A 16,376-nucleotide genomic window follows, 5' to 3' on the forward strand; every position below is an offset into this window, starting at 1 on the left:
GCGCATTACTTCTCTTTCTCAATTGACAATCATTATCATTCAACATAATTTGTCGCTCGATGTGTAGGACGGCCTCGTCCCCAGGCGTCCCACTAACCTATTTGGCAGCAAGGTGATTTCCATGACGGAACAAGTATCCACAAGCAAGTGCGATTCACCGCTACTTCAGGCATTCGTCGACAATCGACTGATTCTGGTCAAGATTGCAGCCCGTATTACCGGCTGCCGGTCGCGCGCCGAAGATGTGGTGCAGGATGCGTTTTTCCGACTGCAATCGGCGCCACCAATCACGTCGTCGATCAAGGCGCAACTGAGCTATCTGTTCCAGATCGTGCGCAACCTGGCCATCGATCACTACCGCAAACAGGCGCTTGAGCAGAAGTACTCCGGCCCTGAAGAGGAAGGGCTGAACGTGGTTATTCAAGGTGCTTCGCCGGAAACCTCGCACATCAACTTCTCGACCCTGGAAAACATCGCCGACGCGCTGACCGAACTGCCCAGCCGCACGCGCTATGCATTCGAGATGTACCGCCTGCATGGCGTGCCGCAAAAGGACATCGCCAAGGAGCTAGGCGTTTCGCCAACCCTGGTCAACTTCATGATTCGTGATGCGCTGGTGCACTGCCGCAAGGTCTCGGGCAGCCGTCAGGATGCGGTGATTGCCGGTCGTCGTTAAGACCGCGTCGCCAGATAAAAAAGATCGCAGCCTTCGGCAGCTCTCACATGGAAATGCATTCCTCTGTAGGAGCTGCCGAAGGCTGCGATCTTTTGCTTTTAAATCACCTCAGGCCAATTTGCACCGATCAAAAAACCGCTCACGCCCCAGCATCATCAGCGCCGCGCGCTTGTGCGGAAAGTCGAACTCCTTCTCACAGTGGAAACACTGATTCTGCATGTGGCCGATCATCTTCGCGTTGTCGGCCCGAGGCTCAGCGACCACACGCTGAGTGCGCGGATCATCGAGAAACAGGTAATGCACCAGCGCCGATAGCCAGCTCGCCACTTTGTGCGGGCCACGGTGATCCTCCTCGCCCACCAGCATGTGAATGCCGCGATCGTAATTGTCGGCATCGTAGAACGGCGCAATGCGGTCTTCCTTGGCCCAGTAGGCTTCGAAATAGGCAAACGGCTGATCATCGAAACAGCCGATCAAGGTCAGCGTGTGCGGATCGGCATCGAGCTTGCTCAGGTATTCGCGGTGCTTCTCGAGGCTGCCCTCTTCCTGCCAGAAACTGGCAACGCGCGGACTGTTCTGCCAGCGGTTGAAACGCGGCAAATCCTCTTCGATCTCGACCGTGCGCAGGGAAATCCACGCACCAAGACGCGCATCGAAACGCCGATACACCTCACCCCGTGGCTTCACCGGGCGCAGTGGATGACGTTTGCCTTGGCTGATGACCATTTGCTGCGGGTAGCTGCCAGTCAACGAAGTACCGAGCCACGGTTGCGGCAATTGCCAGAACAGCGCGCGTTCACAGCGATATTCGCCAGTCACTTCGGTATTCACCAACAAGCCACTGAGCAAGGCTTCGGTCGGCGGCTGATCCAGTTGCCAAGTCAATTGCTGGCACGCCGGATCCCGCGCGAACAGCCAGTAACAGGCTGCCCACAACGCCTGCCCGGGCGGCAACGCAAAGCGCTCATCGATCTGGATCGGTCCCTTTGCCTCTCGATCGAGGCGCAAGCGGATCAGCGGTTGCCCGTCCAGGCTCAGGCTCAGACGGCTTTCGGTGGCATCAGCGATCAGTTGGCTGCCCGAAGGCAAGGCCAGGGCAGTCAGGTCATTCAGATTGGACATGGGTCGGGCTCACGATAATCGTCGACAGTTAAATGCTGGAACGTGATCGCGCCCGGAAAATTTAGAGATCCCCACCAACAATCTAACGATGCTGTTTGCTGGCGGGGCTCTCTGAAGCTGACAAACCCCATGTTCTCAAACTAAACAGACCTGACACAGATCCTTTTGATTGCGTAATCGTTTCCGCTGCCACTCGCCGTATGACTGATGATTGCCAACGTGCACTGCGAAGAATCCGCAGTAAACGTGCCCTCCAGTGATTCCCAAGTCATGGCTGGAAAATCCTTGGCTTCAGTGACGGTCTGGGTGCCCGCTGCAAGCGACAGACTCGGCACACTGGAGCTGGTGTTGGTTCGACGAACCTGTAGACCGAACTCATAACGCGTACCGGCTTCAAGGTTCGCGAAGTTTTTTTCCAGAATGATGCCAGCCGATGCGTTGGTGTACGTGCGGTTGTTGAGAACGTAGATGTCCTCGTCCTTGGCGACAACCAGATCTCCGGGGTCGATTGCAGCCGGGCCTTTTGTCCAGCCGTTCCAGGGCGCTTCTTCAGCGTCGGAGAAGGTCGTCAGATCCTCGAAGGGAACTCGCACTTTGAGGCTGATAGGAGGAAACAGCAGTGGGCAATCACAACCCGCGTTATTCAGGGCCAGCTGAAAAATAAGCATCAGTTGACTGTTGTGTTTCAGATCCTGCAGGTCATCCCACGCAATCGTTCTGCGCCAGCCCTCCTCAAATTCCTGCTGCGTCAATGGTTCAGCATCGGCGATGCGCAACATGATTGGCGAACCATCGCTTGTCTGACCACAGGCATGCAGCGTCGTCGGTTGCCCGAGCGCCATAAAGGGCCACCTCGACACTTCGACTGTAATGCCGGTCGAACCATCGGGTTTGTTCAAGGTGAGGACATTCTCGCTGGCTTGCTCTACGAATGGAGCAGGCACACAACGCAGTGAAATCGGGGATGGATTGGACATGGCAAATTCCTTTTTCTCAAGCCGCTCACAAAGAGCGGGTGTGGAAAGGAATCAAAACCTGAAGCCAATACGGCGTCTACTGTCAGATCTGACAGGGTCAGCCAGGTATCCGACCAACGGATGGGCATGACACGCCGTTACTTCGGCACCGGTACCACCGCAATCTTGTACGGCTCGAAAATTTTCAGCATTTCACCGTTGTCGCGCAGCCCCTTAAGCAGCTTGCCAAACGCCGCACCGGTAATCGGCGCCGTCGGGCGAAGAATCGCGTAGTGGTGATAGACCTGATCGATACGTTGTGACACCAGCAACTCGTCGCGCACCTTTTCGTTACGCAGCAGATAATCGAACAGATAGGAACGGGTCACCAAGGCGATATCGGCGCGACTACGAAGGACCATCAGCAGATTGCTGTCGTGGGAATAGGTCAGCGTGGCCTTGTAATTCTGTGCAAGAAATTTGGGGTCGGCGTTGAAGTTGGCGAATTCGTAGTGATAACCGCTGAACAGCGCGAGGCGCTTGCCGGTGAGGTCGGCAAAATAGTTCTGCTGACGACCGTCTTCGCGTTGCGCGACGAAAATCTCCGCATCCTCGAGGCCCATGTCGACATCCGTGTGCGGAATGTCTTTCCAGCCCCAATCAGGATTCTCGAAAATCGCCATGTCGATCCGGCCCTGCTTGAAATCACCGAAACGCCGGGGAATCGAGGTCGGCACGAGGACGAACTGATAGTCGCTTTGCAAACGATTGAGGGCCTCGACCAGTTGCGGCAGGAGGCCTGTGTCGGCACCGTTCTCCGGGCGAATGGTGTAAGGCGGAAAATGCGCCGCGCCGACCCGAACCAGTTGCGCTGCCTGAGCGGGCAAAACCCAAAATGCAGCCAGCGCTGCGAGCATCAAACCCGCGGCCGTCCGAATTGGCGAAGACTTCAAAACACCCCACTCCCCGAAAAAATACCGATCAATGCATTCAAGCTAGGCGGTTTCGCCAAGTTAGCCAGTTTCCCGGCTGGATAGAAAGTGCTTCAGCGCGCTTCAAGGACCAGAATCAACGCCTCGTCGGCCAACTGATCGAGGCTCAAACTGCCGCCGGCACGGAACCATGTGGTAGTCCACGACAGTGCGCCGGTGAGGAAACGTCGGGTAATAAATACATCGCCACGAATAAATCCGGCGTCTTTGGCTTCACCCAGCACTTGCAGCCAGATGTCTTCGTAAACATCGCGCAACGCCAGCACTTTGGCCTGGCCCTCTTCGGACAGCGAGCGCCATTCGTAGACCAGCACCGCCATGGCTTCACCGCTGCCGCCCATGATCGACTGCAATTCGCAGCGGATCAGCGCCAGCACGCGCTCGCGCACATCAGCCGCATCGGCGAGTGCAGCACGCATCAACGCAGTGTTGTAGCGGATGGTTTCTTCCATCACCGCGCGGAGGATTTCATCCTTGCTTTTGAAGTGATGAAAAATGCTTCCCGACTGAATACCGACTGCGCCGGCCAGATCGCGCACTGTGGTGCGTTCATAGCCTTTGTTACGGAACAGGTGAGCGGCCACTTGCAGCAATTTGCCACGGGCGCTGTCGGGGTCGGTCAATTGGCCCTCGTCGACCAAATCACGCATGACCCTCAGGGCTTTTTGCTCGTCCACCCGTTCTCTCCTACAGTCGATCAGTCTGTTGCCCCCTGAAACCGCAGGGTTGCGCGCAATTTAAGCCGCCAGCGGCAACCAAGCAAGCGCTTGGGCAGAAGATAGTTTCAACTGTTTACAAACCAAGCGCTTGCTTGGTAGCCTCCAGACACTTCTGTCGCAGGTTGCTGAGTCGGAGATAAAAATGCCCACCACCGTTCGCATCGGATGCGCCAGTGCATTCTGGGGAGATACGTCCACCGCCGCCGCGCAGTTGGTGGAGGGCGGCAAGCTGGACTATCTGGTGTTCGACTACCTCGCCGAGATCACCATGTCGATCATGGCCGGCGCACGCATGAAGGATCCGCAGGCGGGGTTCGCCGGCGACTTCATCGAAGTGCTCACGCCTCTGTTGCCGCAGTTGGCCGAGCAGAACATCCGCGTCATCAGCAATGCCGGCGGGGTCAATCCACAAGCCTGCGCCGCCGCCCTGCAAGCGGCCTGCGACAAGGCCGGCGTCCTGCTGAAAATCGCCGTGTTACTCGGCGATGACCTGCAACCACAATTCAAACAACTCAGCGGCATCACCGAGATGTTCAGCGGCGCCCCGCTGCCGCCGATATGCTTATCGACCAACGCCTACCTCGGCGCGCCGGGCATTGTCGAAGCCTTGCGCCTGGGCGCCGACATCGTCATCACCGGGCGCGTGGTTGACAGCGCCGTGGTCAGTGCGGCGCTGGTTCATGAATTCGGCTGGTCGTGGCACGACTACGACAAACTCGCCCAGGCCGCGCTGGCCGGGCACATCATCGAATGCGGCGCGCAATGCACCGGCGGCAATTTCACCGATTGGCGCGAGGTGCCGGATTACGAGCACATCGGTTTCCCTATCGTCGAAGTCAGCGCCGACGGCCAATTCATCGTCAGCAAGCCTGAAGGCACTGGCGGCCTGGTCACACCACTGACCGTTGGCGAGCAGATGCTGTATGAAATCGGCGATCCGCAGGCGTATCTGTTGCCTGACGTGGTCTGCGATTTCACTCAGGTCAAACTTCAGCAACAAGGCAAAAACCTCGTTCATGTCCACGGCGCCAAAGGCCTGCCGCCGCCGGATAAATACAAGGTCAGCGCCACCTATCCGGATGGCTTTCGCTGTACCGCCAGTTGCCTGATCGCCGGCATCGATGCGGTGGATAAGGCACGACGCGTCAGTCGGGCGATCATCGATAAGACTTCGGAAATGTTCAGCCAGCGCGGCTGGGCGCCCTACAGCGAAATCAACATCGAACTGCTCGGCAGCGAAGCCACCTACGGCCCTCATGGCCAGCGCCGCGACAGCCGTGAAGTGGTGATCAAACTCGCCGTGCGCCACCCGCTGAAACAGGCACTGGTGCTGTTCTCCCGGGAAATCGCCCAGGCCGCCACCGGCATGGCACCGGGGCTGACCGGCATCGTCGGCGGACGGCCAACGGTGTATCCGTTGATCCGTCTGTTCTCCTTTCTGATCGAGAAAAGCGCTTGCTCGCTGCACATCGACATGGCCGGTGAACACTATCCATGCACCCTGCCCTCACTGAGCGCGCTCGACAGCGAGAATTTACCTCTGCCCCATCAGCCGCCCAAACCACAGGGCCGCGCCGATGCCAGTGTGGCCTTGGTGAAACTGGCCGTGGCGCGCTCCGGTGACAAAGGCAATCACAGCAACATCGGCGTCATGCCGCGCAAACCCGAGTACCTAGCGTGGATCGCCGAAGCACTGACCCCGGCCGTTATCGTCGACTGGATGAGCCACGTGCTCGACCCGATCCACGGCCGGGTCGAGCGCTGGTATCTGCCCGGCACCCACAGTTTGAATTTTCTTTTGGAAAACGCGCTTGGCGGTGGTGGCGTGGCCAGTCTGCGCATCGACCCGCAAGGCAAAGCCTTCGCCCAGCAACTGTTGGAAATCCAGATCCCGGTGCCACAGAGCATCGCCGAACAGCTCGACTAGAGGAGGGTTTGCATGGCTTACGCGTCGATTTTCAACGCCGATCTGTTCAGCGGCCAGACCATCATCGTTACCGGCGGCGGCAGCGGCATCGGTCGCTGCACCGCGCATGAACTGGCAGCGCTCGGGGCCAATGTGCTGCTGGTCGGGCGCAAGCCGGAGAAGCTCGAAAAAGTCGCCACCGAAATCGCCGAGGACGGTGGCCGCGCATCCTGGAAGGCCTGCGATATACGCGATGAAGAAGCGGTGAAGCAATTGGTGAAAGAACTGATTGCCGAACACGGGCCGATCCATGGTCTGGTCAACAATGCCGGCGGCCAGTACCCGTCGCCCTTGGCCTCGATCAATCAGAAAGGTTTCGAAACCGTGTTGCGCACCAATCTGGTCGGCGGTTTCCTGATGGCTCGCGAAGTGTTCAACCAGTCGATGAGCAAACACGGCGGCAATATCGTCAACATGCTCGCCGACATGTGGGGTGGCATGCCCGGCATGGGCCACTCCGGCGCGGCGCGTTCGGGCATGGACAACTTCACCAAAACCGCCGCGTTCGAATGGGGTCATGCCGGCGTGCGGGTCAACGCGGTGGCGCCGGGCTGGATCGCCTCCAGCGGCATGGACACTTACGAAGGCGCGTTCAAAGCGGTGATTCCAACCCTGCGTGAACATGTACCGCTCAAGCGCATCGGCACCGAATCGGAAGTCAGCGCGGCGATTGTATTTCTGCTCAGCCCGGCGGCGGCGTTCATCAGTGGCAGCACCTTGAAAATCGATGGCGCAGCCAGCCTCGGCAGTCGTGCATGGCCGTTGCACAAGGCCACTCACAGCGAGTCGTTCAACGGGTTCCACCGGGCGTACCTTCCCGATGTCCTCAAGGACAAGGAGTAAGCCATGCCGCAGATTCAGTCCCGACTCGATCCGCACAGCGAGGCTTTCGCCCGCAACCGTGCGGCCATGCTTACGACCATCGAACAAGTGCAGCAACTCGAACAGAACCTGCTGAACAAAGCCGCCGAAGCCAAAGCGAAATTCGACAAGCGCGGGCAACTGCTGCCGCGCGAGCGCCTGAATCTGTTGCTTGATCCCGGTGCGCCATTCCTCGAACTGGCCAGCCTCGCCGGCTACAAATTGCATGACGACAAGGATGGCAGTTCGGCCGGTGGCGGGCTGATCGCCGGTATTGGTTACGTCTGCGGCATCCGCGCGATGATCGTGGCGAACAACAGCGCGATCAAGGGCGGCACGATCTCGCCCAGCGGCCTGAAAAAATCCCTGCGCCTGCAACAGATCGCTCAGGAAAACAAACTGCCGGTGATCACCCTCGCCGAGAGCGGTGGCGCCAACCTCAATTACGCCGCCGAGATTTTCGTCGAAGGCGCGCGCAGTTTTGCCAATCAGGCGCGGATGTCGGCAATGGGCTTGCCGCAGATCACTGTGGTGCACGGCTCGGCGACGGCGGGCGGCGCCTATCAGCCGGGGCTGTCGGATTACGTGGTGGTGGTGCGCGGCAAGGCCAAGCTGTTTTTGGCCGGCCCGCCGTTGCTCAGAGCCGCCACCGGCGAAGTCGCCACCGATGAAGAACTGGGTGGTGCCGAGATGCACGCGCAAGTCGCTGGCACGGCTGAATACCTCGCGGAAAACGATGCCGATGGCGTGCGTCAGGTGCGTGAAATCCTCCGTATGCTGCCATGGAACGAGCAACTGCCGTGGCTGCCGGAGCCGCAATACAAAGAGCCGCTTTACCCGATCGATGAATTGCTCGGGCTGATCCCCGATGATCCGAAAAAGCCTTACGACGTGCGCGAAATCATCGCGCGCATCGCCGATGAATCCTGCTTCGTCGAATTCAAGGGCGAGTTCGATCAGCAAACCATCTGCGGCCAATTGAAGATTCAGGGCCGCGCCTGCGGGTTCATTGGCAACAACGGCCCGATCACCCCGAACGGTGCAAGCAAAGCGGCGCAGTTCATCCAGTTGTGCGACCAGAGCCAGACCCCGCTGCTGTTTTTCCACAACACCACCGGCTTCATGGTCGGCACCGAATCCGAGCAACAAGGCGTGATCAAACACGGCTCGAAACTGATTCAAGCGGTGGCCAATGCAAGGGTGCCTAAACTGACCATCGTCGTCGGCGGTTCCTACGGTGCCGGCAACTATGCGATGTGCGGCCGCGGCCTCGACCCGCGCTTCATCTTCGCCTGGCCGAACAGCCGCACGGCGGTGATGGGCGGTGCGCAGGCCGGCAAGGTGTTGCGCATCGTTACCGAAGCCAAACAGCTCAAGGACGGCTTGACGCCGGACCCGAAGATGCTCGACATGCTCGAACAGGTCACCGCGCAGAAACTCGACAGCCAGTCCACCGCACTTTATGGCAGCGCCAACCTGTGGGACGACGGGCTGATCGATCCGCGCGACACGCGCACCCTGCTCGGTTATTTGCTCGATATCTGTCACGAAGCCGACATTCGCACGTTGCAACCCAACAGCTTCGGCGTCAGCCGGTTCTGACCGCCACGGATCTTACGGAGAACAATAACAATGATCTTCACCCCGGAACACGAAGCCCTGCGCCGTACCGTCCGCCAGTTCGTCGAGCACGAGATCAATCCGCACGTCGATAAATGGGAAAAGGCCGGACGCTTTCCCATTCACGAAATTTTCCGCAAGGCCGGCGACCTCGGGTTGCTCGGTATTTCCAAGCCGGAAAAATTCGGCGGCATGGGCCTCGACTACAGCTATTCGATTGTCGCTGCCGAAGAGTTCGGCACCATTCACTGCGGCGGCATTCCGATGTCGATCGGCGTGCAGACCGACATGTGCACCCCCGCCCTCGCCCGCTTCGGCTCTGATGAACTGCGCGAAGAGTTCCTGCGTCCGGCGATCACTGGTGAGCAGGTCGGCTGCATCGGTGTCTCTGAAGTCGGCGCCGGCTCCGACGTCGCCGGGCTGAAAACCACCGCGCGCAAGGACGGCGACGACTATGTGATCAACGGCAGCAAAATGTGGATCACCAACTCGCCGAGCGCCGATTTCATCTGCCTGCTGGCCAACACTTCGGACGACAAACCGCACATCAACAAGTCGCTGATCATGGTGCCGATGAACACGCCGGGGATCAGCCTCAGTTCGCACCTCGACAAACTCGGCATGCGCAGTTCGGAAACCGCACAGGTGTTTTTCGACAACGTACGCGTGCCCCAGCGCAATCGCATCGGCCATGAAGGCGCCGGGTTCATGATGCAGATGCTGCAGTTTCAGGAAGAACGTCTGTTCGGTGCGGCGAACATGATCAAGGGCCTGGAATATTGCGTCGACAGCACCATCGAGTACTGCAAGGAGCGCAAGACCTTCGGCAATGCGCTGATCGACAACCAGGTCATCCACTTCCGCCTCGCCGAATTGCAGACCGAAATCGAATGCCTGCGCGCGCTGGTCTATCAGGCGACCGAGCAATACGTGAAAGGTCAGGATGTGACACGGCTGGCGTCGATGGCCAAGCTCAAGGCCGGGCGCCTCGGCCGCGAAGTCAGCGACAGCTGTCTGCAATATTGGGGCGGCATGGGCTTCATGTGGGACAACCCGGTGGCCCGCGCCTACCGCGATGTGCGGCTGGTATCGATTGGCGGCGGCGCCGACGAAATCATGCTGGGGATCATCTGCAAACTGATGGGCATCCTGCCGGGGAAAAAGAAATGAGCAACCTGCCGCAATGTCAGACGCTGTTGCTGGAACTGCATGGCGGCGTGCTGCACATCACCCTCAATCGGCCGGACAGTCGCAATGCGATGAGCCTGCAGATGGTCAGCGAACTGCGCGCGGTGCTGGCGGCTGTGTGCGATGACCGCGCTGTTCGGGCACTGGTGCTCAGCGGGGCCGATGGGCATTTCTGTGCCGGCGGCGATATCAAGGACATGGCCAATGCACGCGCTCAGGGCGTCGAGGCTTACCGCGATTTGAATCGCGCGTTCGGTGCCTTGCTGGAGGAAGCACAGCACGCGCCGCAAGTGCTGATCACGGTGCTGCAAGGCGCGGTGCTTGGCGGCGGTTTCGGGCTGGCGTGTGTCAGTGATATCGCGATTGCCGACCATCAGGCGCAATTCGGCCTGCCGGAAACCAGCCTCGGCTTGCTGCCGGCGCAGATTGCGCCGTTTGTTGTGCAACGTATCGGCCTGACCGAAACCCGAAGATTGGCGCTGACGGCGGCGCGTTTCGATGGGCATCAGGCACGGCGTCTGGGGCTGGCGCACTTTGTCGAGCAGGATGCCCAAGCGCTGGCCGAGCGACTCGATGAAGTGTTGCAGCATGTGCTGTGTTGCGCGCCCGAGGCGAATGCGATGACCAAGAAATTGTTGTTGGCGAGTGCTGGGCAGCCGTCCAGGGAATTGCTTGATGAGGCGGCGCAGTGGTTTAGCGAAGCAGTGACTGGCGACGAAGGGATCGAGGGCACCATGGCTTTTGTGCAAAAGCGGAAACCGCGGTGGGCGACCTAAAAGCATCGCTGGCAAGCCAGCTCCCACAGGGGATTTGCGTCGCTCACAAAACCTGTGGGAGCTGGCTTGCCAGCGATGAGGCCAGCACATGCAATGCAACTTTCCAAGGAAATAGCCCATGCCTGCATTCCACAAAATCCTGATCGCCAACCGCGGTGAAATCGCCTGCCGCATCCAGCGCACCGCGCAAGCCCTCGGCTATCGCACCGTCGCCGTCTTCAGCGATGCCGACGCCGATGCCCTGCACGTGAAAATGGCCGATCAAGCCGTACACATCGGCCCCGCCCCCGTGCAGCACTCCTACCTGAACACCCAGGCCATCCTCGACGCCGCCCGCCGCAGCGGCGCCGACGCCATCCACCCCGGCTACGGCTTCCTCTCGGAGAACGCCGAATTTGCCCGCGCCTGCAAACAGGCCGGGCTGATCTTCATTGGTCCCAGCGCCGAAGCCATCGAACTGATGGGCAGCAAACGCCGCTCAAAAATCGCCATGCTCGAAGCCGGCGTACCGTGCATCGGCGGTTATCAGGGCGCTGAACAGGATGACGCAACGTTGCTGCGCGAGGCCGAACGCATCGGTTTTCCACTGATGATAAAGGCCAGCGCCGGCGGTGGCGGACGCGGCATGCGTCTGGTGCACGACGCCGCTGATTTGCCAGCGCAACTGCGTACCGCGCGCTCCGAAGCATTGAACGGTTTCGGTAGCGACGAATTGATCCTCGAACAGGCGTTGATCGAACCACGGCACGTCGAAGTGCAACTGTTCGGCGACCAACACGGCAACCTGATCTACCTTGGCGAGCGCGACTGTTCGATTCAGCGTCGCCACCAGAAAGTCATCGAAGAAGCACCTTGCCCGGTGATGACCCCTGAGCTGCGTCAAGCCATGGGTGAAGCGGCGCTCAAGGCTGGCCGCTCGGTGAATTACGTCGGTGCTGGCACGGTGGAATTCTTGCTCGATGCGCGTGGGCAGTTTTACTTTCTGGAGATGAACACGCGTTTGCAAGTGGAACACCCGGTGACTGAATTGATCACCGGACTGGATCTGGTGGCGTGGCAAATATTGGTTGCCGAAGGTCAGCCGTTGCCGCTGACCCAGGACCAGATCCTGCTCAACGGACATGCCATGGAAGTGCGGCTTTACGCCGAAGATCCCGCGCAAGACTTCCTCCCGCAAACCGGTCGAGTAGAGGCCTGGGAGCCGGCGCTGCAACACGGCGCGCGAATCGATCATGGCTTGCTTGAAGGGCAAGCGGTCAGCCCGTTCTACGACCCGATGCTCGGCAAACTGATCGCCCACGGCGCCACCCGCGAAGAGGCCCGGCGCAAACTGTTGCGCGCGGTGCAAGACACGGTGCTGCTCGGGGTGCAAAGCAATCAGCGCCTGCTCGTCAGCCTGTTGCAACATCCGCAGTTCATCAGTGGCGAATTCAGTACCGCGTTCATTGCCCGGCACTTCAGCGAACACCCTTGTTTGCACCGTTACATTGCGGATGCCGAGGAACTGGCGATTGCGGCGATGCTGTTCTATCAAGCAAGCGCCCTCGCCCACCGCGCGCCACTCACCGGCTGGCGCAACAACGCCAGTGTGCCGCTGCATTATCGACTCGGGCTTGATGATCAGAACTGGACAGTGCAACTGCTCGCTCAAGCGCAAGGCGCCTTCACCATGCAGGTTGCCGAGCGCGCGCTTGAGTTAAAACTCATCGACCAGGACACGCAGTCGCTGACACTGGAAATCGACGGTTTGCGCCAGCGTCACGCGTATCGACTGGATAGCGGGCACCTCTGGCTGTTCAGCCATCCCGGCAGTCTGCGCCTGGAGGATCGAACTCATGCCGTGATCGACAGTCAGACCAGCGTCAGCTCCGGCACCTTGAAAGCACCGATGGACGGCGCCATCGTCGACGTTTTGGTCAGCGAAGGCAGCCCGGTCAGCAAAGGTCAGCTGCTGGTGGTACTGGAGGCAATGAAAATGGAGCACCCGCTCAAGGCCGGCATCGACGGCGTGCTCAAGCGGGTGCAGGTCAAGGTCGGCGATCAGGTAAAAAATCGTCAGGTTCTGTTGCAGGTCGAGTAGTCGCCCACACACGCATGCGGGTTTTGACTACGCTCTGAGTTATCAGAACGCGGAAATCAGGAACCCTGCGATGCCTCACTGGCTGGTCATAGATCTGGAAGCCACCACCGATGAGGGTGGCTGGCCGGTCACCGAAATGGAAATTATCGAGATCGGCGCCACACTGGTCGATCGTGCCGGGCGCGAGCAGGATCACTTCCAGCGCTTCGTCAAACCGACGCGGCGGCCGTTGCTCACGCCTTTTTGTCGTGAACTGACGCACATCACCCAGGCCAATATCGACACGGCGCAGCCGTTGACTGAAGTCTGGCCGGCGTTCGAACGCTGGCTCGCGCAGCATCAGACGCGCCTCGAAGGCTGGGCCAGCTGGGGCGATTACGACCGCAAGCAGTTGTTGCAGGAATGGCAGCGTCTGCAAATCGACAGTGGATTGAGCAAGGTGCCGCACATGAACCTCAAACAACGCTTCGCCAAGGCCCGACGCCTGGAGCGGCCGTTGGGCCTCAACGGTGCGCTGCAACTGGCTGGCATGCAGTTCAGTGGTCAGCAGCATCGGGCGCTGGAGGATGCGCGCAACACCGCACGGTTGTTGCCACTGGTCTTGCCACTCTAGGGTCAATTCGAGAACTCACCAGACAGAAGCCGGGCAGGTGACGGCGCGAAAAGCCTTGTGCATACTGGCCGCCTCCATTTTTTAACCCTTTTCGAGGAATCGCCCATGTTTAAAGTCAACGAGTACTTCGACGGCACCGTCAAGTCGATCGCCTTTGGCACCGCTGAAGGTCCGGCGACCATCGGCGTCATGGCCCCGGGCGAATACGAGTTCGGCACCGCTCAGCGTGAAATCATGCATGTGGTGTCCGGCGCATTGACCGTCAAACTGCCCGACAGCAGCGACTGGGAAACCTTCGCCGCCGGCAGCCAGTTCAACGTTCCGGCCAACAGCAAGTTTCAGCTCAAGGTCGCGGTCGACACCGCTTACCTGTGCGAATACCGCGGCTAAAGCAACGGTTTCACCGCACCAACAAAAATGCCCGTGTCCAAGGACACGGGCATTTTTCGTTGCAGTGACGGACTACTCGAGAATCTCCACCGGCATGCCGACTTCGAGTCGACCATTGCTGTCATTCACCAGATTCTGCCCGAACATCGCACCATCGGCTTGAGCGCGATATTTCTGCAAGGTTGCCAGCGGCTCGCGATCGGCACTGCGCTCACCGGTTTGCGGGTCGATGGTGGTGAGAATGCAGCGCGAACACGGCTTGACCACACGGAACTCGACTTCGCCAATGCGTATGCGCTTCCAGCCATCTTCGGCATACGCCTCGCTGCCTTCGATCACCAGGTTAGGCCGAAAACGCAGCATTTCCAGCGGTCGTCCGACCTTTTGCGATAGATCCTGCAGGGATGCCTCACCAATCAACAGCAGAGGAAATCCATCGGCGAACGCGACCTGATCCTCATCGTTGCCATAGCCCGCCTGGGTGGTGCGAGCGCGATCCAGCGGCACCTGCACCAGCCGGGTCGGCTTGCCGATGAAATCGCTGACCCAGCGCGCGGCCTCATCACCGGCATCCGGCACGCGCAAGGTGTCGCGCCAGATCGTCACACCGCGCAGTTCGGCGTCATTGCCCGGCAAGGCGATTTCGATGGAGGACTGTTCAGGTGCGCTCAGGGTCAGACCGCCCTGCGCATTCCACAGCGCCGACAACTGACTCATCTTCGCTTCGGCGCGTTGGGTCAGGAAGCGGCCGCTGGCTTCGTCCACGAGCATCCAGCGTCGGTCACCATCAAGCCCCAGCTTGTCGAGGTCGACACTTTTTAGCACATCGACTTTGCCGGATTTCAACGGGTAACGATAAAGCGCGCTCAGACGCAGCATGGCCAGCTCCCTGGAGGATAAAAACGCCACCCTATACGAGCTTGATCAGGAATCAAAGAGCAATGACTGCAGGAGTGAGCCTGCTCGCGATAGCGATGTGTCAGGTAATGATTCGGGGCTGACACACCGCTTCCGCGAGCAGGCTCACTCCTACAATGGGTGTGTGATCAGGCCGGGACTTCGTCGAGCATCAGACGCTGGCGCACCACGTCGACCAGCTTGTCCGGCTGGAACTTGGAGAGGAAGTTGTCGCAACCGACCTTCTTCACCATCGAGTCGTTGAAACTGCCGGACAGCGAGGTGTGCAACACCACGTACAAGCCACGCAGACGCGGGTCATTGCGAATTTCGGTGGTCAAGCGATAACCGTCCATTTCCGGCATTTCCGCATCGGTGAAGATCATCAGCAGTTTGTCGGTCATGTTCACGCCAGTATCGGCCCAGGCCTTGAGCATGTTCAGGGCTTTCAGACCATCGCTGGCAATGTGCATCTTCACGCCGAGCTGGCCGAGGGTGTCGCGCAATTGCGAGAGGGCCACGTTGGAGTCGTCCACCAGCAGTACTTCACGGCCACGGGCGCGCTCGAGCACCGGATCATCGAGTTTTTCACGCGAGACCTTGGCGTTGTAAGGGACGATTTCGGCGAGGACTTTCTCGACGTCGATGATTTCCACCAGTTGATCGTCGACCTTGCTGATCGCAGTCAGATAGTGCTGACGCCCGGCGCTGGTCGGCGGCGGCAGAATGGCTTCCCAGTTCATGTTGACGATGCGGTCCACACCGCCCACAAGGAATGCCTGCACCGAACGGTTGTACTCGGTGACGATGATGGTGCTGTTTGGGCCTGGCACCAATGGACGCATGCCGATTGCCTGCGACAGATCAATCACTGGCAAGGTCTGACCGCGCAGATTGACCACCCCGCACACAAACGGATGACGCTGCGGCATCAAAGTCAGTTTCGGCAGTTGCAGCACTTCCTGGACCTTGAACACGTTAATCGCGAACAACTGGCGCCCGGCCAGTCGAAACATGAGAATTTCCAGGCGATTCTCACCCACCAGTTGCGTGCGTTGGTCTACCGTGTCGAGAATGCCGGCCATCAATGACTCCTGGGCTTGTTCTGATGAATTCACTATGTGAGGTTATCGGCGGCAAATGGCAGTTCTTGATTGCCAAACCCGACCCGTCAAAAATGCCATGAACAGGCATTGATGTCACATTAACATCATGCTTTACTGGCCCGGTGATTTTCATCTGCTACATTCTCTGCGGCGCGACCTCGGTTTGCACGGTAGGTTCCCGTGTCTAAGGGATTCCCCTAGTAACAATCAGGCCCAACCTGATATTCGCAATATCCAATAGCCATTAATGTGACGCCATTCTCATTGCATGAACGGAGTCAGGCTATTGTGTGCGATCGCAGTTCAGTGGAAACAACCCCTCTGGAACCCCTCAGCCAGTGCACCTGCACGTCTGGGCGCGATCTCCCGACGATTCATGATCGTCGCCACACACGGCATTCCCTCATGAGACAT

15 protein-coding genes are annotated in these 16,376 nt (G+C 59.3%); 9 read left to right on the forward strand and 6 right to left on the reverse strand.

Annotation, left to right across the window (positions count from 1 at the left end; translation table 11 throughout):
* The first annotated feature begins 121 nt into the window (after positions 1-121).
* Positions 122-676 carry an RNA polymerase factor sigma-70 gene (locus ACM6IN_RS23910; protein ID WP_007908696.1) on the forward strand — a complete coding sequence of 185 codons (555 nt, stop codon included), beginning with the start codon at positions 122-124 and terminating at the stop codon, positions 674-676.
* Positions 677-784: 108 nt separating this feature from the next.
* Here ACM6IN_RS23910 and ACM6IN_RS23915 read toward each other — a convergent pair whose 3' ends face one another.
* The 4 genes from ACM6IN_RS23915 to ACM6IN_RS23930 form a co-directional block, all read right to left on the reverse strand.
* Complete coding sequence (locus ACM6IN_RS23915) at positions 785-1,798, reverse strand: GNAT family N-acetyltransferase (protein ID WP_414916807.1); 1,014 nt, start codon at positions 1,796-1,798, stop codon at positions 785-787.
* Positions 1,799-1,938: 140 nt separating this feature from the next.
* On the reverse strand, positions 1,939-2,775 hold the full coding sequence (locus ACM6IN_RS23920; RefSeq protein ID WP_007908694.1) for a hypothetical protein: 837 nt from the start codon (positions 2,773-2,775) through the stop codon (positions 1,939-1,941).
* A 137-nt stretch (positions 2,776-2,912) separates the two neighbouring features.
* On the reverse strand, positions 2,913-3,707 hold the full coding sequence (locus ACM6IN_RS23925) for a substrate-binding periplasmic protein (RefSeq protein ID WP_007908693.1): 795 nt from the start codon (positions 3,705-3,707) through the stop codon (positions 2,913-2,915).
* A 92-nt stretch (positions 3,708-3,799) separates the two neighbouring features.
* The gene (locus tag ACM6IN_RS23930; RefSeq protein ID WP_007908692.1) at positions 3,800-4,423 is read right to left on the reverse strand and encodes a TetR/AcrR family transcriptional regulator; all 624 of its coding nucleotides are present in this window, start codon (positions 4,421-4,423) and stop codon (positions 3,800-3,802) included.
* Positions 4,424-4,607: 184 nt separating this feature from the next.
* On the opposite strand from ACM6IN_RS23930, the gene ACM6IN_RS23935 reads away from it, so the two are divergent.
* The 8 genes from ACM6IN_RS23935 (at position 4,608) to ACM6IN_RS23970 (ending at position 13,959) form a co-directional block, all read left to right on the forward strand.
* Complete coding sequence (locus ACM6IN_RS23935) at positions 4,608-6,392, forward strand: acyclic terpene utilization AtuA family protein (protein ID WP_414916808.1); 1,785 nt, start codon at positions 4,608-4,610, stop codon at positions 6,390-6,392.
* 12 nt (positions 6,393-6,404) lie between these two features.
* Complete coding sequence (locus ACM6IN_RS23940; RefSeq protein ID WP_007908689.1) at positions 6,405-7,274, forward strand: SDR family oxidoreductase; 870 nt, start codon at positions 6,405-6,407, stop codon at positions 7,272-7,274.
* 3 nt (positions 7,275-7,277) lie between these two features.
* Positions 7,278-8,894, forward strand: coding sequence for an acyl-CoA carboxylase subunit beta (locus ACM6IN_RS23945; RefSeq protein ID WP_414916809.1), 1,617 nt, complete (start codon positions 7,278-7,280; stop codon positions 8,892-8,894).
* 30 nt (positions 8,895-8,924) lie between these two features.
* A complete protein-coding gene (gene atuD, locus ACM6IN_RS23950) occupies positions 8,925-10,082 on the forward strand; it encodes a citronellyl-CoA dehydrogenase (RefSeq protein WP_414916810.1) in 1,158 nt (385 codons plus the stop codon).
* On the forward strand, positions 10,079-10,876 hold the full coding sequence (locus ACM6IN_RS23955) for an enoyl-CoA hydratase/isomerase family protein (RefSeq protein WP_007908682.1): 798 nt from the start codon (positions 10,079-10,081) through the stop codon (positions 10,874-10,876). Before atuD ends, ACM6IN_RS23955 begins: the two co-directional genes overlap by 4 nt.
* A gap of 118 nt (positions 10,877-10,994) precedes the next feature.
* Positions 10,995-12,956: an acetyl/propionyl/methylcrotonyl-CoA carboxylase subunit alpha gene (locus ACM6IN_RS23960; protein WP_414916811.1), complete on the forward strand. Its 1,962-nt coding sequence runs from the start codon at positions 10,995-10,997 to the stop codon at positions 12,954-12,956.
* Between the two features lie 70 nt (positions 12,957-13,026).
* Complete coding sequence (locus ACM6IN_RS23965; protein WP_007908678.1) at positions 13,027-13,569, forward strand: exonuclease domain-containing protein; 543 nt, start codon at positions 13,027-13,029, stop codon at positions 13,567-13,569.
* 105 nt (positions 13,570-13,674) lie between these two features.
* On the forward strand, positions 13,675-13,959 hold the full coding sequence (locus tag ACM6IN_RS23970) for a pyrimidine/purine nucleoside phosphorylase (protein ID WP_003226701.1): 285 nt from the start codon (positions 13,675-13,677) through the stop codon (positions 13,957-13,959).
* 72 nt (positions 13,960-14,031) lie between these two features.
* On the opposite strand, the gene ACM6IN_RS23975 is transcribed toward ACM6IN_RS23970, so the two are convergent.
* Together ACM6IN_RS23975 and ACM6IN_RS23980 are read right to left on the reverse strand one after the other, a co-directional pair.
* On the reverse strand, positions 14,032-14,838 hold the full coding sequence (locus ACM6IN_RS23975; protein ID WP_414916812.1) for an MOSC domain-containing protein: 807 nt from the start codon (positions 14,836-14,838) through the stop codon (positions 14,032-14,034).
* Positions 14,839-15,005: 167 nt separating this feature from the next.
* On the reverse strand, positions 15,006-15,941 hold the full coding sequence (locus tag ACM6IN_RS23980) for a chemotaxis protein CheV (RefSeq protein ID WP_064391361.1): 936 nt from the start codon (positions 15,939-15,941) through the stop codon (positions 15,006-15,008).
* Positions 15,942-16,376 lie beyond the last annotated feature (435 nt).

This window comes from Pseudomonas sp. IT-P395 (genome assembly GCF_949767675.1).
Taxonomy (GTDB): domain Bacteria; phylum Pseudomonadota; class Gammaproteobacteria; order Pseudomonadales; family Pseudomonadaceae; genus Aquipseudomonas.